The organism is Agreia sp. Leaf210, from assembly GCF_001421485.1.
Lineage (GTDB): Bacteria > Actinomycetota > Actinomycetes > Actinomycetales > Microbacteriaceae > Agreia.
This window is the reverse complement of sequence record NZ_LMKK01000002.1, coordinates 595900-609787: the sequence shown is the minus strand read 5'-3', so window position 1 is coordinate 609787 and position 13888 is coordinate 595900. Positions and strand designations below refer to the sequence as shown.

General features: G+C 66.3%; 13 protein-coding genes. 10 read left to right on the top strand and 3 right to left on the bottom strand.

What is annotated here, in order from left to right; translation table 11 throughout:
* Positions 1-39 precede the first annotated feature (39 nt).
* Positions 40-582: an isopentenyl-diphosphate Delta-isomerase gene (idi, locus tag ASE64_RS08870; protein WP_055778927.1), complete on the bottom strand. Its 543-nt coding sequence runs from the start codon at positions 580-582 to the stop codon at positions 40-42.
* A 139-nt stretch (positions 583-721) separates the two neighbouring features.
* Between idi and ASE64_RS08865 the strand changes: the two genes are divergently transcribed.
* From ASE64_RS08865 to ASE64_RS08840, 6 genes are read left to right on the top strand one after another with little or no spacing between them, the layout of a single operon-like run.
* Positions 722-1792, top strand: a complete 1071-nt coding sequence (locus ASE64_RS08865; RefSeq protein ID WP_082466027.1) for a polyprenyl synthetase family protein — start codon at positions 722-724, stop codon at positions 1790-1792.
* Complete coding sequence (locus ASE64_RS17420) at positions 1789-2664, top strand: phytoene/squalene synthase family protein (RefSeq protein WP_055778924.1); 876 nt, start codon at positions 1789-1791, stop codon at positions 2662-2664. The genes ASE64_RS08865 and ASE64_RS17420 overlap by 4 nt, the downstream gene beginning before the upstream one ends.
* The gene (gene crtI, locus ASE64_RS17415; protein WP_162234556.1) at positions 2661-4601 is read left to right on the top strand and encodes a phytoene desaturase family protein; all 1941 of its coding nucleotides are present in this window, start codon (positions 2661-2663) and stop codon (positions 4599-4601) included. Before ASE64_RS17420 ends, crtI begins: the two co-directional genes overlap by 4 nt.
* Positions 4601-4945, top strand: coding sequence for a lycopene cyclase domain-containing protein (locus ASE64_RS08850; RefSeq protein WP_055778919.1), 345 nt, complete (start codon positions 4601-4603; stop codon positions 4943-4945). The genes crtI and ASE64_RS08850 overlap by 1 nt, the downstream gene beginning before the upstream one ends.
* On the top strand, positions 4942-5256 hold the full coding sequence (locus ASE64_RS08845) for a lycopene cyclase domain-containing protein (protein ID WP_055778917.1): 315 nt from the start codon (positions 4942-4944) through the stop codon (positions 5254-5256). Before ASE64_RS08850 ends, ASE64_RS08845 begins: the two co-directional genes overlap by 4 nt.
* Positions 5253-6113, top strand: coding sequence for a prenyltransferase (locus tag ASE64_RS08840; protein ID WP_055778914.1), 861 nt, complete (start codon positions 5253-5255; stop codon positions 6111-6113). Before ASE64_RS08845 ends, ASE64_RS08840 begins: the two co-directional genes overlap by 4 nt.
* Here the strand turns inward: ASE64_RS08840 and ASE64_RS08835 are convergent.
* Positions 6110-6910 carry a hypothetical protein gene (locus tag ASE64_RS08835; protein ID WP_055778911.1) on the bottom strand — a complete coding sequence of 267 codons (801 nt, stop codon included), beginning with the start codon at positions 6908-6910 and terminating at the stop codon, positions 6110-6112. The genes ASE64_RS08840 and ASE64_RS08835 overlap by 4 nt on opposite strands.
* A gap of 445 nt (positions 6911-7355) precedes the next feature.
* A complete protein-coding gene (locus ASE64_RS08830) occupies positions 7356-8825 on the bottom strand; it encodes an MFS transporter (protein WP_326939398.1) in 1470 nt (489 codons plus the stop codon).
* Between the two features lie 100 nt (positions 8826-8925).
* On the opposite strand from ASE64_RS08830, the gene ASE64_RS08825 reads away from it, so the two are divergent.
* The 4 genes from ASE64_RS08825 to ASE64_RS08810 all read left to right on the top strand — a co-directional run bounded on the left by ASE64_RS08825 (position 8926) and on the right by ASE64_RS08810 (position 13871).
* The gene (locus ASE64_RS08825) at positions 8926-10152 is read left to right on the top strand and encodes an ROK family protein (protein WP_156351735.1); all 1227 of its coding nucleotides are present in this window, start codon (positions 8926-8928) and stop codon (positions 10150-10152) included.
* A 124-nt stretch (positions 10153-10276) separates the two neighbouring features.
* Entirely contained in the window at positions 10277-12148 is a 1872-nt protein-coding gene (gene dnaK, locus ASE64_RS08820) for a molecular chaperone DnaK (protein ID WP_055778905.1), read from the top strand.
* Positions 12149-12150: 2 nt separating this feature from the next.
* Positions 12151-12795: a nucleotide exchange factor GrpE gene (locus tag ASE64_RS08815; RefSeq protein ID WP_055778902.1), complete on the top strand. Its 645-nt coding sequence runs from the start codon at positions 12151-12153 to the stop codon at positions 12793-12795.
* Positions 12796-12884: 89 nt separating this feature from the next.
* A complete protein-coding gene (locus ASE64_RS08810) occupies positions 12885-13871 on the top strand; it encodes a DnaJ C-terminal domain-containing protein (protein ID WP_055778899.1) in 987 nt (328 codons plus the stop codon).
* The last annotated feature ends 17 nt before the right edge of the window (positions 13872-13888 follow it).

Sequence of the window (13888 nt, the reverse complement as noted above, 5' to 3'; positions counted from 1 at the left end):
GAGATGAATGCCCCGAACGGCATAAGTTTTCGGAGATTGTCACCGCGCTGAAGCGGCCGTCTTGCTTTCGCTGAGCAGAGGCAGCTGCAGTGTGAGCCACGGGCTGAACGCCCACGGGGTGCTCGACACGGCCGAGCGCAGTGACTCGGGGTCGACCCAGTTCCACTCGGCGACCTCGTCGGGGCTGCCGGCGACCTCGTCGCTCGTCGTGGCCGTGAAGACCGGGCAGATCTCGTATTCGACGATGCCGGATGCGTCGGTCGCCCGGTAGCGGAAGTCGGGCAACACCAGGCTCACACTGTCGAGAGTGATACCGAGCTCGCGTTCCGCCCGGCGTGCGACGGCGTCGGTCATCTCCTCTGCGGGAGCGGGATGGCCGCAGAAAGAGTTGGTCCAGACGCCGGGCCACGCCACCTTGGCGAGCGAGCGTCGCGTCACGAGAATGCGTCCTCGCGCGTCGAAGACATGACACGAGAACGCCAGGTGCAGCGCCGTGTCTGTTGTGTGCACCGTGGCCTTGTCGGCCGTTCCGATCGGTGTTCCCTCCTCAGAAAGGAGAACCACCTGTTCGCGAGAAGACATGGCCTCATTCTGCCAGAACGAGAGAATAGTCAGCCGACTGACTGATTTGGCGCGGATTCTTCGAGCAGGCAGCCGATCATTCTGCAATCCCCCGGTCGCGGCGGATTACTTAGACAGTCTCGTGAGTTAGCCTCGGACTGTGGATACGCATGATCTCGTGGTGGTGACCCAGCGGCGACGGCAGCATGTCGACGCGGTTCTCGACCGTTTCTTCGGGCTCGCAAAGTCGCGCGCTTCAGGTATCGGCCCCCGCTACGTCACCCTCTGGGAGACGCTCGAGAAGAACTCCGCCGGTGGCAAGAGGTTCCGGCCGTCGATGGTGCTGGCGGCGTACGAATCGTTCGGAGGAACCGACTCCGAGACAGCCGCTTACGTGGGAGCGGCCTTCGAGCTGCTGCACACCGCACTCATCGTGCACGACGACGTGATCGACCGCGACTTCATCCGACGAGGTGGTCCCAACGTCTCGGGCAGCTACCGGGATCTCGCCCAGACCGCAGGAATCCCCATTCCCACCGCGGAACACCGTGGGCTCTCGGTGGCCGTCATCGCCGGCGACCTCGCTCTCTTCAACGCGTTCCGCCTGCTCGACCGCAGCGGCGTCGGCGGCGAGCTTCGTGAGCGCCTGCACGAGATCCTCGACGAGGCCATGTTCGCCTCAGCCGCGGGCGAACTGCTCGACGTCGATTTCTCCCTTCATCCCGAGCCGCCGTCCGTCGATGACATCGTCGACATGGAGCGGCTCAAGACGGCGGTCTACTCTTTCGAGACTCCGCTGCAGGCCGGGGCGGTGTTGGCAGGAGCAGACGATGCCGCCGTCGAGGCGCTCGGCTCGTTCGGCCGCAATCTCGGCATCGCCTATCAGATCGTCGACGATCTCCTCGGCGTCTTCGGAGACGAGGGCGACACCGGAAAGTCCACACTCGGAGACCTCCGCGAGGGCAAGCGCACCGTTCTGATCGCCTACGCCGCGACCACCGAGCAGTGGTCCGAGATCGAGCCGGTCTTCGGCGACCCCGACCTCGACGAGCAGGGGGCGGAGCGCATCAGGGCTCTGCTCGAATCCAGCGGCGCTCGACGCTACGCCGAGGCTCTGGCCAGCGACTTCGCCAATCGAGCGTGGGAGCACCTGGCCTCTTCATCTCTCCCCGACTCCGTTCGTGCCGAGTTCCGCGGCTTCGTGTCGACCGTGCTGGAACGGGTCAAATGAGCAAGGAACGCTCGTTGTACGACCGCGTCGCCATGGAGGCATCGGCAGTCGTCATCCGGCGATACTCCACCTCGTTCGGTCTCGCCTCCAAGCTCCTGTCGCCGCCCGTGCGTCAGCACGTCGAGAACATCTACGCCCTTGTGCGGCTCGCCGACGAAGTGGTCGATGGCGTCGCCGCCGAGGCCTGTCTCGAGGCGGATGCCATCCGGTCTCAACTCGACACGCTCGAGGCCGAGACCAACGAGGCGATGCGCTGCGGGTTCAGTACCAACCTGGTGGTGCACGCCTTCGCGATGACCGCCCGGGAGACGGGATTCGGCGAGGAGTTGACCGCGCCGTTCTACGCCTCGATGCGCGCCGATCTGAGCCAGACCGCGCACACCCCGGAGTCGTTCGAGCGCTACGTCTACGGCTCGGCCGAAGTGGTGGGGCTGATGTGCCTCAAGGCCTTCCTCGTCGGCCACCGCTACTCCGCGGCAGACGACGAGCGGCTCGTCGACGGCGCCCGCCATCTCGGGGCCGCCTTCCAGAAGATCAACTTCCTGCGTGACCTCGCCGCCGACTTCACCGCGCTCGGTCGCAGCTACTTTCCCGGTGTCGACGTCGACTCGTTCACCGAGGCGCAGAAGAGCGCCATCATCGACGACATCCAGAACGATCTCGACATCGCGTGCAGCACGCTCACGCTCCTGCCGTCGTCGTCCCGCCGCGCGGTCGTGCTCGCGCAGGGACTCTTCGCCGAACTCACCGGCCGCCTCCGCGAAACTCCGGCCTCCGTGCTGGTGACCACCCGCATCCGCGTGCCCAACCCCGTTAAGATGCGAATCGCGGCCCTTGCAGCAGCGGGTCGTCTACCGAAGGAGCACGTGTGACTGCCTTGAACGCCGCCGGTGGAAGTACTGATACGCCGGGCGCACCCGGACGCGCCATCGTGATCGGCGCCGGGATCAGCGGACTGGCGAGTGCCGCGCTTCTCGCTCGCGAGGGCTACTCGGTCACCGTGCTCGAGAAGCAGCCCTCCGTCGGAGGCCGAGCGGGGGTCTGGAAGAAGGACGGCTTCACGTTCGATACGGGCCCATCGTGGTATCTGATGCCCGAGGTCTTCGACCACTTCTACAAGCTCATGGGCACCTCGGCGGCCGAGCAGCTCGATCTCACCCGCCTCGACCCCGGCTACCGGGTCTTTTTCGAGGGCGAGGAGACCACGGTCGACATCCGCAGCGATCTCGACGCCAACCTCGAATTGTTCGAGTCGATCGAGCCCGGCGCCGGTGTGAAGATGGCCGGCTACCTCGACTCCGCCGCCGAGACCTACGAACTCGCCAAGAAGTACTTCCTCTACTCCACCTTCGAAGATCTGAAGCCCCTCGCTGTGGGCCCCGTGGTCTCCCGCACGCCGCGGCTCGTGCGCCTCCTCACCGAGACGCTGGCCAGCTTCGCCGGGCGCGCGGTGCGCGACCCGAAGCTGCAGCAGATTCTCGGCTACCCCGCCGTCTTCCTCGGATCGTCACCGTATGCCGCTCCGAGCATGTACCACCTGATGAGCCACCTCGACATGAACGACGGCGTGCTGTACCCCCAGGGCGGGTTCGGCCAGGTGATCGCGAGCATCGCGAATATCGCCCGAGAGGCGGGCGTAGAGATCCACACCGGAGCGACCGTCACCCGCATCGTGCTCGAGCTCGATCCCTCCCTCCGCGCGCCGGAGCCGGAGAAGAGCGTCTACGACTATGAGACGACCGAGTTCGACACGAATGTGATCGACCGCGACGAGTTGCGTCGCGTTCTCGCGGGCGAGGTGGATGCGCACGGCAACGGTGCGGCAGCGGCATCGAGCGGCTCCGGTACGCCGACGGCCAGCGCCGACGCGAAGGCACCCGCGGCCGCGCCACGCGCATCCGATCGCAGCCGTGTAGGCGGCGTGCACTACCTCGACGAAGAGGGCCGGGCGCACGAGCTCGAGGCGGACCTCGTCGTGGCCACGGCCGACCTTCGCCACGTCGAGACCACCATGCTGCTGCCCGAGTTGCAGACCTACCCCGAGTCGTACTGGCAGAAGAAGACCGCCGGCCCCAGCGCCGTGCTCGTTTATCTCGGCGTCACCGGTGAGCTTCCCGAGCTGGCGCACCACTCGCTGTTCTTCACGAAAGACTGGAAGGGCGACTTCGGCAAGATCTTCGGCGCGAGCAAGTTCGGCCGGTTCGGTCCGAAGGGCCCGACCTCGGTTCCCGAGCCCGCGTCGATCTACGTATGCCGACCGAGCGCTACCGACAGCGGTGTCGCTCCCGAGGGGCACGAGAACATCTTCATCCTCGTTCCGATCCCCGCCGACCCCGGCATAGGCCACGGTGGCGAAGATGGCCAGGGGGATGCGAGGGTCGAGAAGATCGCCGACGCCGCGATCGCACAGGTGGCCGAGTGGGCCGGTGTCTCCGACCTCGCCGAGCGCATCGTGGTGCGACGCACCATGGGCCCCGCCGACTTCGTCGACGACCTCAACTCGTGGAAGGGCACGGCCCTGGGCCCGGCGCACACGCTCGGACAGAGCGCGTTCTTCCGCGCCGGCAACGTGTCGAAGAAGGTCGATGGCCTGGTCTACGCCGGTGGCTCCACGATCCCCGGAATCGGGCTGCCCATGTGTCTGATCAGCGCGGAGCTCGTGATCAAGCGGTTGCGCGGCGACACGTCGACGGGCGCCCTGGCGGAGCCCGCAGGCGGGACAGCAGACATCGCCCCGCTGCCATATCCGATCGACACGTCGGCCGAGGCGTCGACCGACACCGCCGTTGTGGCGGAGCCCGGCGACTGATGGGCCTGCTCTACCTGCTCGCGCTCCTCGTTTCGATCACGGGCATGGTGGTGCTCGACCGACGCTTCACGCTCTTCTTCTTTCGTGACGCGCGACGGGCATCCATCGTTCTGGCTGCGGGTCTGGTGTTCTTCATCGCATGGGATCTGGCGGGCATCGGCTTCGGCATCTTCTTCCGCGGTGAGACCTCGTTCATGACGGGTCTGCAGCTGGCCCCCGAGCTGCCGGTCGAGGAACTGTTCTTTCTGACCCTGCTCTGCTACCTCGCCATGAATCTGTTCGGTTTCCTGACGCGGGAGCGCGTGACCGCCGATTCCACGCGCAGCGCGGCGGTGCGCTCGTGAATTACTGGACCCTCAACGCGATCTTCCTCGCGGTCGTCGCGCTTGTCGCGATCGGCGCAGCCGTGCGCATCCGGAGCACGAGGCCCTGGGTCGCGATCGCGATCACCCTCGGCGTTCTGCTCGTGATGACCGCGGTCTTCGACAACGTGATGATCGGCGTGGGGCTCGTCGGATACGAGCCCTCGCTCATCTCGGGCGCATTCATCGGCATCGCGCCACTCGAAGACTTCGCGTATGCGGTGGCTGCCGCGATCCTCCTGCCGTCGCTCTGGATGCTGCTGCCCGCCCGAGAACGCGAGAGCCGCGCATGATCCGCCAGCTGCTGCTCTCATCGAGGCCCCTGTCCTGGGTCAACACGGCGTTCCCGTTCGCCGCCGGCTATCTGCTGGTCACGCGCGAGGTCGATCTCGTATTCGTGCTGGGCACGCTGTACTTCCTGATTCCCTACAACCTGGCGATGTACGGCATCAACGACGTCTTCGATTACGAGTCCGACATGCGCAATCCGCGCAAGGGCGGTGTCGAGGGCGCCGTGCTCGACAAGTCGCTGCATCGCATCACGCTGTGGGCGGTCGTGATCACGAATGTGCCGTTCGTCGTGTTCCTCGTCGCGGTGGGCTCGCCGCTGTCGTGGCTGGTGTTGGCCGTGAGCCTCTTCGCGGTGCTCGCCTACAGCGCTCCGAAGCTGCGGTTCAAGGAGCGCCCGTTCGTGGACTCGCTCACCTCGAGCACGCACTTCGTGAGCCCGGCCGTCTACGGTCTCGTGCTGGCCGGGGCCGCGCTCACGCCCGCCCTCTGGGCCGTGTTGGCAGCCTTCTTTCTGTGGGGCGTGGCCAGCCATGCGTTCGGAGCGGTGCAGGACATCGTCGCCGACAGAGAGGGCGGCATCTCGTCGATCGCCACCGTCATCGGCGGTGCAGCCACGGTGCGCATCGCCTTCGTGGCGTATCTCCTCGGCGGTGTGCTGATGCTCTTCACCACGTGGCCCGGCCCGTTGGGCAGCGTGCTGGTTCTGCCCTACGCGCTGAGCGTTCTGCCGTACTGGTCGATCGCCGACGAGGACGCGGAGCGCGCGAACACTGGCTGGCGCCGATTCCTGACGTTCAACTTCGTATGCGGCTTCGTGGTGACGATGCTGCTGATCTGGCTGTGGGTGCTGGTTCCCTAGGGCTCTCGCTCGTAGTGCAGGCCGGGCCACGTCGAGCTGCCCGTCCAGCCTCGCTTCTGCAGTTCGCGTTCGATCACGAGAATGATGTGGTGCGGCTGCCTCAGATCCGAGCGCATGACGTCGATCGTCTTCCAGTCGATGTCGTCGAGTCTGCGTTGTCGCCGGATGTCGTTCTCCCACGCATCCTGGTTCGTCGCGTGCACGAACCCCTTGTACTCGATGCCGAGGTTGTAGCCGCAAACGCGCAGATCGGGGCATGCGAGAACCCGACCCGTGTCGTCTCGAACGGGTTCATTGACGACCAGCTCGGGAAACCCCGCCTTCTGCAGAAGCAGTCGCAGTTCTGTTTCCTTGGGTGAGTCGACCCTCTCGCGGATGGCGTCGAGGGCTTGATCGATGGTCGCGCGGTGACGGCGTCCTGGGTGAGCTGCTGCTGCATCGCGCAGGCGTTGGACCGTCGTGAAAGGACGTCGTGTGCCGTCGGGCTGACGAAATCCGCGCAGAAGGTAGTCTCCCGCCGCCACGAGGTCGAGGAAGTCCAGTTGCGTCGCGAGACCGAGCCAGGTCTGCTCCGCGGTGGACATCCGGAGCCCGCGGGAGTCGATTTGCGTGCCGTTGTCCGGGCCGATGGAGTGGCCGACAACGCCGCGCGCTCGGGGCGGGCGGCGGGGCCGCACCACGGTCACGTGAATGACTTCAGCTGTCTCGAGTCGCCGCGGCAAGGGGCATCCGAACAGGAGCGCGGCGGTGGAGTGACTGACGTATGAGTCGGCCGGAGCGATGGACTGCCACGCCATGCATCGTTGCCGCAGGCTCATCGATGTTGATGGCAGCCGAACGCCGTGAAAGGGGGCGTAGAGGTCGGATGCGCGGAGTCTGCTCCGGGTCACGCCCCGAATCCGCGCATCGCTGACCGAGAAGGGGCCACCGCGAAGTTCATCAGGCAGGGGTGAGGCGTTCGGCATCCGCTTAGCTTCGTCCAAGACGTCTCACGGCGTCGACCGTTCTCCACAGGCACGGGGCCGCGAGCTGGCCGTGTGAAGTGACGTGAATGGCGGCCTTGGCGTGACGGCGCCTCGCCATTCGCGTCACCTCACATCACAGCCACCCGGGAGGAGCGAGGTGAGATGACGCATGTGGCCAGTGCGAGCGGCCCCCGTGTCGCCATCTGCGACATTTCAGGCGGGCCTGCCCGTCGACCGGGCGCAGATGGCCCGTACGGGCGCGGATGCCCCGGGCCGGCTACTCCGCGACGGCCCCGGCGCGCAGGTCGGGCAGCTTCACGAAGAGCATCAGCACGAGGCCGACCGCGACGACGAGCACGATGCCCAGGATGCCCCAGTACTGCGCTCCCGCGATCGCGATGAACAGCGACCAGAGCCCGGGCGAGATGAAGCTCGCCGCTCGGCCCGTCGTGGCGTAGAGGCCGAAGATCTCGCCCTCGCGGCCTGCCGGAGACACCCGGGCGAGCAGCGAGCGTGACGCGGTCTGAGCTGGGCCCACGAACAGACAGAGCGCCAGGCCACCGATCCAGAACACGATCTTGCCGGCGTCGTGCAGCGCGAACACACCCGTTCCGGCCACGACGAGGCCGACGAGCGAGAACAGGATGACGGCGCGCGGTCCGAAGCGGTCGTCGAAGCGGCCCGAGATGATCGTGCTCACGCCCGCGACGAGGTTGGCGGCGATTCCGAACGCGACGACCTCGAGGAACTTGAAGCCGAAGGTACCCGAGGCGATGATGGCACCGAAAGCGAAGACGCCCGCGAGACCATCGCGGTACACGGCGCTGGCCACCAGGAACCAGAAGGTGTGCCGGCTCTCTCGATAGAGCTGGGCGATGTCCTTCACCAGAACGGCGTAGCTGGCGAAGAAGCCGACCTTGGGGCCGACCGACCGCACCGCCGGCAGCTCTGGCACGAACACGAAGATCGGGATGGCGAAGATGATCGTCCAGATGGCGCAGCCGACCGCGACGATGCGGAACGGGAGTCCGTCTTCCTGGGGGAGCCCGAACCAGTCGGCGCTGTACGCGACGACGACGAGCACGAGCGCCACGATTCCGCCGATGTAGCCGAGTCCCCAGCCGAGTCCGCTGACCCGGCCGATCGTCTTCTTCGTCGACACCTGCACGAGCATGGCGTTGTAGTTCACGCCGGCGAGTTCGCTGAAGACGCTGCCGATCGCCACGAGGGCGGCTCCGAGCACGAAGTAGCTCGGTTGCCCCTGCACGAAGAAGAGAGCGCCCATACTCGCGACGAGAAGAATCGTGTAGAGCAGCAGACCCGCCTTGCGGCTTCCGGCGCGATCGGCGCGCTGGCCGAGAACAGGGGCCAGAACGAGAATGACGAGTCCCGCGAGGAAGATGGCGAAGCCGAACCCGCTGGCGAGGTCGGCGAGGCCCGCGACCTTGGCGGGCGCGTCGTCGGGAAGCGACGCGACGTCGGCAGGGAGGAAGACGTCGGTCGTCAGGTAGAGAGCCGTGAAGATGAACGTCAGGATGACCGAGTTGTACGGCTGGGTCGCCCAGTCCCAGAGCGCCCACGAGCGCACCTGCCTCGCCGGAACGGGCGTGACTTGCAGATCCAGTCCCACCGCCAGAGCGGCGCCGGTGTTGGCGGCCACAGGCATGCGGGGTGGTGCCGACGCGTCGCCGGAATCGGTTGCATTGTCGGCGGAGCCACCGGCTGCGCCGCCGGAATTCTGAGTCATGATCACACAGTAGCCGCGCGAGGCGTCGAGGCAGGAGACAACGCGTGCACGCTCGGTGAATCATGTCGGGGCCGACACCTTCGGGGCTAAGGTTATGGGCATGAATCGGCACCGGGGGGGCCTCTTCGACCGGGGGCGCGGGGGAGACACGGCAGATCTTCGCGAGCACAATCTCGCCCTCGTCCTGCGCTATCTGCGCGATCACGGACCGTCGTCGCGTGCACAGATCGCGGCGTCGTCGCTGCTCGGGCTGTCGACTCTCACCGGCATGATCGGCGAGTTGAAGGCGCTCGATCTGGTGACCGAGGGTCTTGCCGGAACACAGTCGCGTCTCGGTCGGCCCACCCACTCGTTGTCGCTATCGGGTGATGCCTGGGTGGTAGCAGGGCTGCGAGTGGATGTCGACGGCGTGCAGGCGAAGACGGCCACGGTGGGCGGTGATCACCTGGGCAGCTACGCCGACAGGGCCGATCTGCGCGGCGGCGATACGGCGACGGCAATGCGGATGCTGCGGGCCGCGATCGAGTGGATCGTCGAGTCGACAGACCCGCACCGCACCCTGACGGCGATCACCATCGCGGTTCCCGGGGTCATCTCACCGTGCGGTACGTCCGTGGCCCGGTCGGAGTCGCTCGAGTGGAACGATGTCGATCTGGCGACGTGCGCGCGCGAGCAGCTGCAGTCCGGCGCATGCGGTGGAGCCATGGTCGAGCTCGCGCGTGACAGCACCGCGGCCGCCCTGGGGCTCGCTCGAGGCGAACTGCGCGACCGCGTCGGCGAGCGCACCCTGCTCTACTTCGGCGGAGAACGCCGCGTCGTCGGCGCGATCCTCGTCGGAGGCGAGCCACTGAACTCCGGGTCGCCGGGTGAGGCGGATGTCGCTCGTATACCCGTACCGGGCTCCGAGGGAGAGATGCAGACGCTCGGCGAGGTCAGTGCGCTGTCGAGTCTCCTGACGAGAGCGGGGGTGCTGGCTGAGGACGACGCCGCGCAGCTCGTCGACCGCTACCCGAGAGAAGCCCTGTCGGCTTTTCTCAGGGCGCTCGCGGACGGGCAGGAGGGAGTCGCAGAGACGCTGCAAACGACGATGGATGCGCTCGCTCGCGCAATCGACGCGTCGGCCGCGACCGTCGGAGCCGAGGTGGTTGTGCTCGACGGCTACCTCGGCGTGCTCGGTTCGCTCGTGCCCCCCGTCGTCGACGGATCCGTCGAGGTGATCGCCCTCGCCTCGCATCCGTCGCGGGTCGTCGACGGGGCGGTGTTCGCCGCGCGAGATGCGCGCCTCGCGCAGCCTTCTCGCATCCGCGACGAAGTTGAGTCGACCTAGCTCAACTTTAGCTGTGAGGACTTGACATCGATTTCGCCCGCTGGCAAGCTTGAGTCAACAAGGCTCAACCCTTGTGCGAACTTATCTTTTCGGTCCCGCCAGCAAACAAGGAGAAATCACTCACATGGCTCGTGCAGTAGGAATCGACCTCGGTACCACCAACTCGGTGGTCGCGGTCCTCGAAGGTGGAGAACCCACCGTCATCGCCAACGCGGAAGGCTTCCGCACGACTCCCTCGGTGGTCGCTTTCACCAAGGACGGCGAGGTGCTCGTCGGTGAGACCGCGAAGCGCCAGGCCGTGACCAACGTCGACCGCACCATCTCTTCGGTGAAGCGTCACGTGGGCACCAACTGGACCGTCGACATCGACGGCAAGCCCTACACCCCGCAGGAGCTGTCGGCCCGTATCCTCGCCAAGCTCAAGCGCGACGCCGAGAGCTACCTCGGTGACACGGTCACCGACGCGGTCATCACCGTTCCGGCGTATTTCAACGACGCCGAGCGCCAGGCCACGAAGGAGGCCGGTGAGATTGCGGGCCTCAACGTGCTGCGCATCATCAACGAGCCCACGGCGGCCGCTCTGGCCTACGGCCTCGACAAGGGCAAGGAAGACGAGCTCATCCTGGTCTTCGACCTCGGTGGCGGAACGTTCGACGTGTCGCTGCTCGAAGTCGGTAAGGACGACGACTTCTCCACGATCCAGGTGCGCTCGACCTCGGGTGACAACCGTCTCGGTGGAGACGACTGGGACCAGCGCGTCGTCGACTACCTGATCAAGCGCTTCAAAGACGCCACCGGCGTCGACGTGTCCGGTGACAAGATCGCCAAGCAGCGCCTCAAGGAGGCCGCGGAGCAGGCGAAGAAGGAACTGTCTTCGTCGACCTCGACCAGCATCCAGCTTCCGTACCTGTCGCTCACCGAGAACGGCCCTGCCAACCTCGACGAGACGCTCAGCCGCGCCAAGTTCGAGGAGCTCACGAGCGACCTGCTCGACCGCACCAAGAAGCCGTTCGAAGACGTCATCCGCGAGGCCGGCGTCTCGGTCAACGACATCGCACACGTGGTGCTCGTCGGTGGATCGACCCGTATGCCCGCCGTCGTCGAGCTGGTCAAGAAGCTCACGGGCGGCAAGGAGCCCAACAAGGGCGTCAACCCCGATGAGGTCGTCGCCGTCGGCGCCGCTCTGCAGGCCGGTGTGCTGAAGGGTGAGCGCAAGGACGTTCTGCTCATCGACGTCACCCCGCTGAGCCTCGGTATCGAGACCAAGGGTGGCATGATGACCACGCTCATCGAGCGCAACACGGCCATCCCCACCAAGCGCAGTGAGACCTTCACCACCGCAGACGACAACCAGCCGTCCGTCGCGATCCAGGTCTTCCAGGGCGAGCGCCAGTTCACCCGCGACAACAAGAACCTCGGAACGTTCGAGCTGACCGGCATCGCGCCGGCTCCGCGCGGCATCCCGCAGGTCGAGGTCACCTTCGACATCGACGCCAACGGCATCGTGCACGTGTCCGCCAAGGACAAGGGCACCGGCAAGGAGCAGTCGATGACGATCACGGGCGGTTCCAGCCTGTCGAAGGACGACATCGCCCGCATGGTTCGCGAGGGTGAAGAGCACGCCGCCGAAGACAAGAAGCGCCGCGAGGCCGCCGAGGTGCGCAACAACGCCGAGCAGCTCGCCTACTCGATCGACAAGCTCATCAAAGAGAACGAAGACAAGCTGCCCGAAGACGTCAAGACGAGTGTTCAGGCCGATGTCGACGAGCTCAAGACGGCGCTTGCCGGCGAAGACAACGACGAGGCCGTGAAGGTCGCGTTCGACAAGCTCAACGAGAGCCAGGGCAAGCTGGGCGAGGCTATCTACGCCTCGAGCCAGGCCGATGCAGCCGCTGCGAGCGACGCACCGACCGACGCTCCCCAGGACGCCGCGTCTGACGAAGACGTGGTCGACGCCGAGGTCGTTGAAGACGACGAGCCCAAGAAGGACAAGTAACCGTGGCAGACCAGAACACGTTCCCTGAGCCCGCCGAAGGGAACGAGCCGGATTCGGCTCAGACCCCGGCGACGGGCTCGGGGAGCGCTTCTCCAGCCGACGAGCCGATCGTCGAGGGTGAGTTCGTCGAGGCCGAGGGCCCCGATGTCGAGACCTCGTTGACCGACGCCGACCTGAGCTTCCTCGAAGACGCCTCGACCGCGTCGTCGTCGACCGCCTCAGACGAGGTGCTGGCTGCAGAGCGGCTCGCCGACCTGCAGCGCGTCACGGCCGAGTACGCCAACTATCGCAAGCGCACCGAGGCGAACCGTGAGATCGAGCGGGAACGCACGGTCGGCGAGGTCGTGAAGGTCCTGCTTCCGGTTCTCGACGATCTCGACCGCGCCGAGAAGCACGGCGATCTCGGAGACGGCCCGTTCGCATCCATCGCGCAGAAGCTGCGCGGCGGCACCGAGCGCCTGGGCTTGAAGCCGTTCGGCGCCGCGGGCGAGGCCTTCGACCCGCAGCTGCACGAGGCGATCTTCCAGCAGCCGTCGGCCGAGGTCGAGATCGAGACGATCGCAGACGTCGTCGAGACGGGCTATTACCTCGGTTCCACGCTTCTGCGTGCGGCCAAGGTGGTCGTCTCGACGCCCGTCAGCGCGTAACACACAACCTGGTAGAGCCCCTTCGACGAGCTCAGGGAACTCCTCGTTCCCTGAGCTCGTCGCAGGGCTGAACACGAACAAGGACACGAATGGCCAGCCAGGATTGGTTCGACAAAGACTTCTACAAGGTGCTCGGTGTCTCGAAGGACATCTCGGAGGCCGAGCTCAAGAAGACGTATCGCAAGCTCGCCCGCCAGTACCACCCCGACTCCAACCCCGGCGATCCCAAGGCCGAGGCGAAGTTCAAGGAGATCTCCGAGGCCAACTCGGTGCTCTCCGACCCTGAACAGCGCAAAGAGTACGACCAGATCCGCGCCATGGGTTCCGGAGCGCGGTTCCAGGCTCCCGGCCAGCAGGGCGGCGGCTTCGAAGACGTCTTCGGCGGTATGTTCGGCGGAGGCGGCGGCGGGCGCGGAGGACAGCAGTACACCTACACGCAGCCCGGAGCCGGAAGCCAGTACGACGACCTGCTCGGCGGACTCTTCGGCGGATCGTCGGGAGGATTCCGCGGTTTCGGCGGACCGACCCGTGGTCGCGACGTGACGGCGCGTGCCACGATCGACTTCCTCACCGCCACCAAGGGCGACACCATCAAGCTGCAGACGGCCGACGGGCGACCGATCACGGTCAAGATCCCGGCCGGCGTCTCCGATGGTCAGAAGATCAAATTGCGCGGTAAGGGCGAAGCGAGTCCTGATGGCGGCGAGGCAGGCGATATCGTCTTGACCGTGACCGTGCGCAAACACCCCGTATTCGAACGCGACGGGTTGAACCTGCGCGTGAACGTTCCCGTGACCTTCGTCGAGGCGACCCTCGGCGCGACGATCGAGGTTCCGACGCTCGGCGGCGACCCCGTCAAGCTGAAGGTCGCCCCCGGCACCCCCTCCGGGCGGGTGCTGCGCGTCAAGGGCCGCGGAGTGGAGACGTCGAAGGGCACCGGCGATCTGCTCGCCGTCGTCCAGGTCGCCGTTCCCGCGCATCTGAGTGCAGAGGCGCGCGAGGCCCTCGAGGCTTTCCACGCGGTCGAGCCCCAAGAGAACCCGCGCCTCGAGTTGCTCTCGAAGGCGCACGAGTAAGCCGAGCGATTCACACC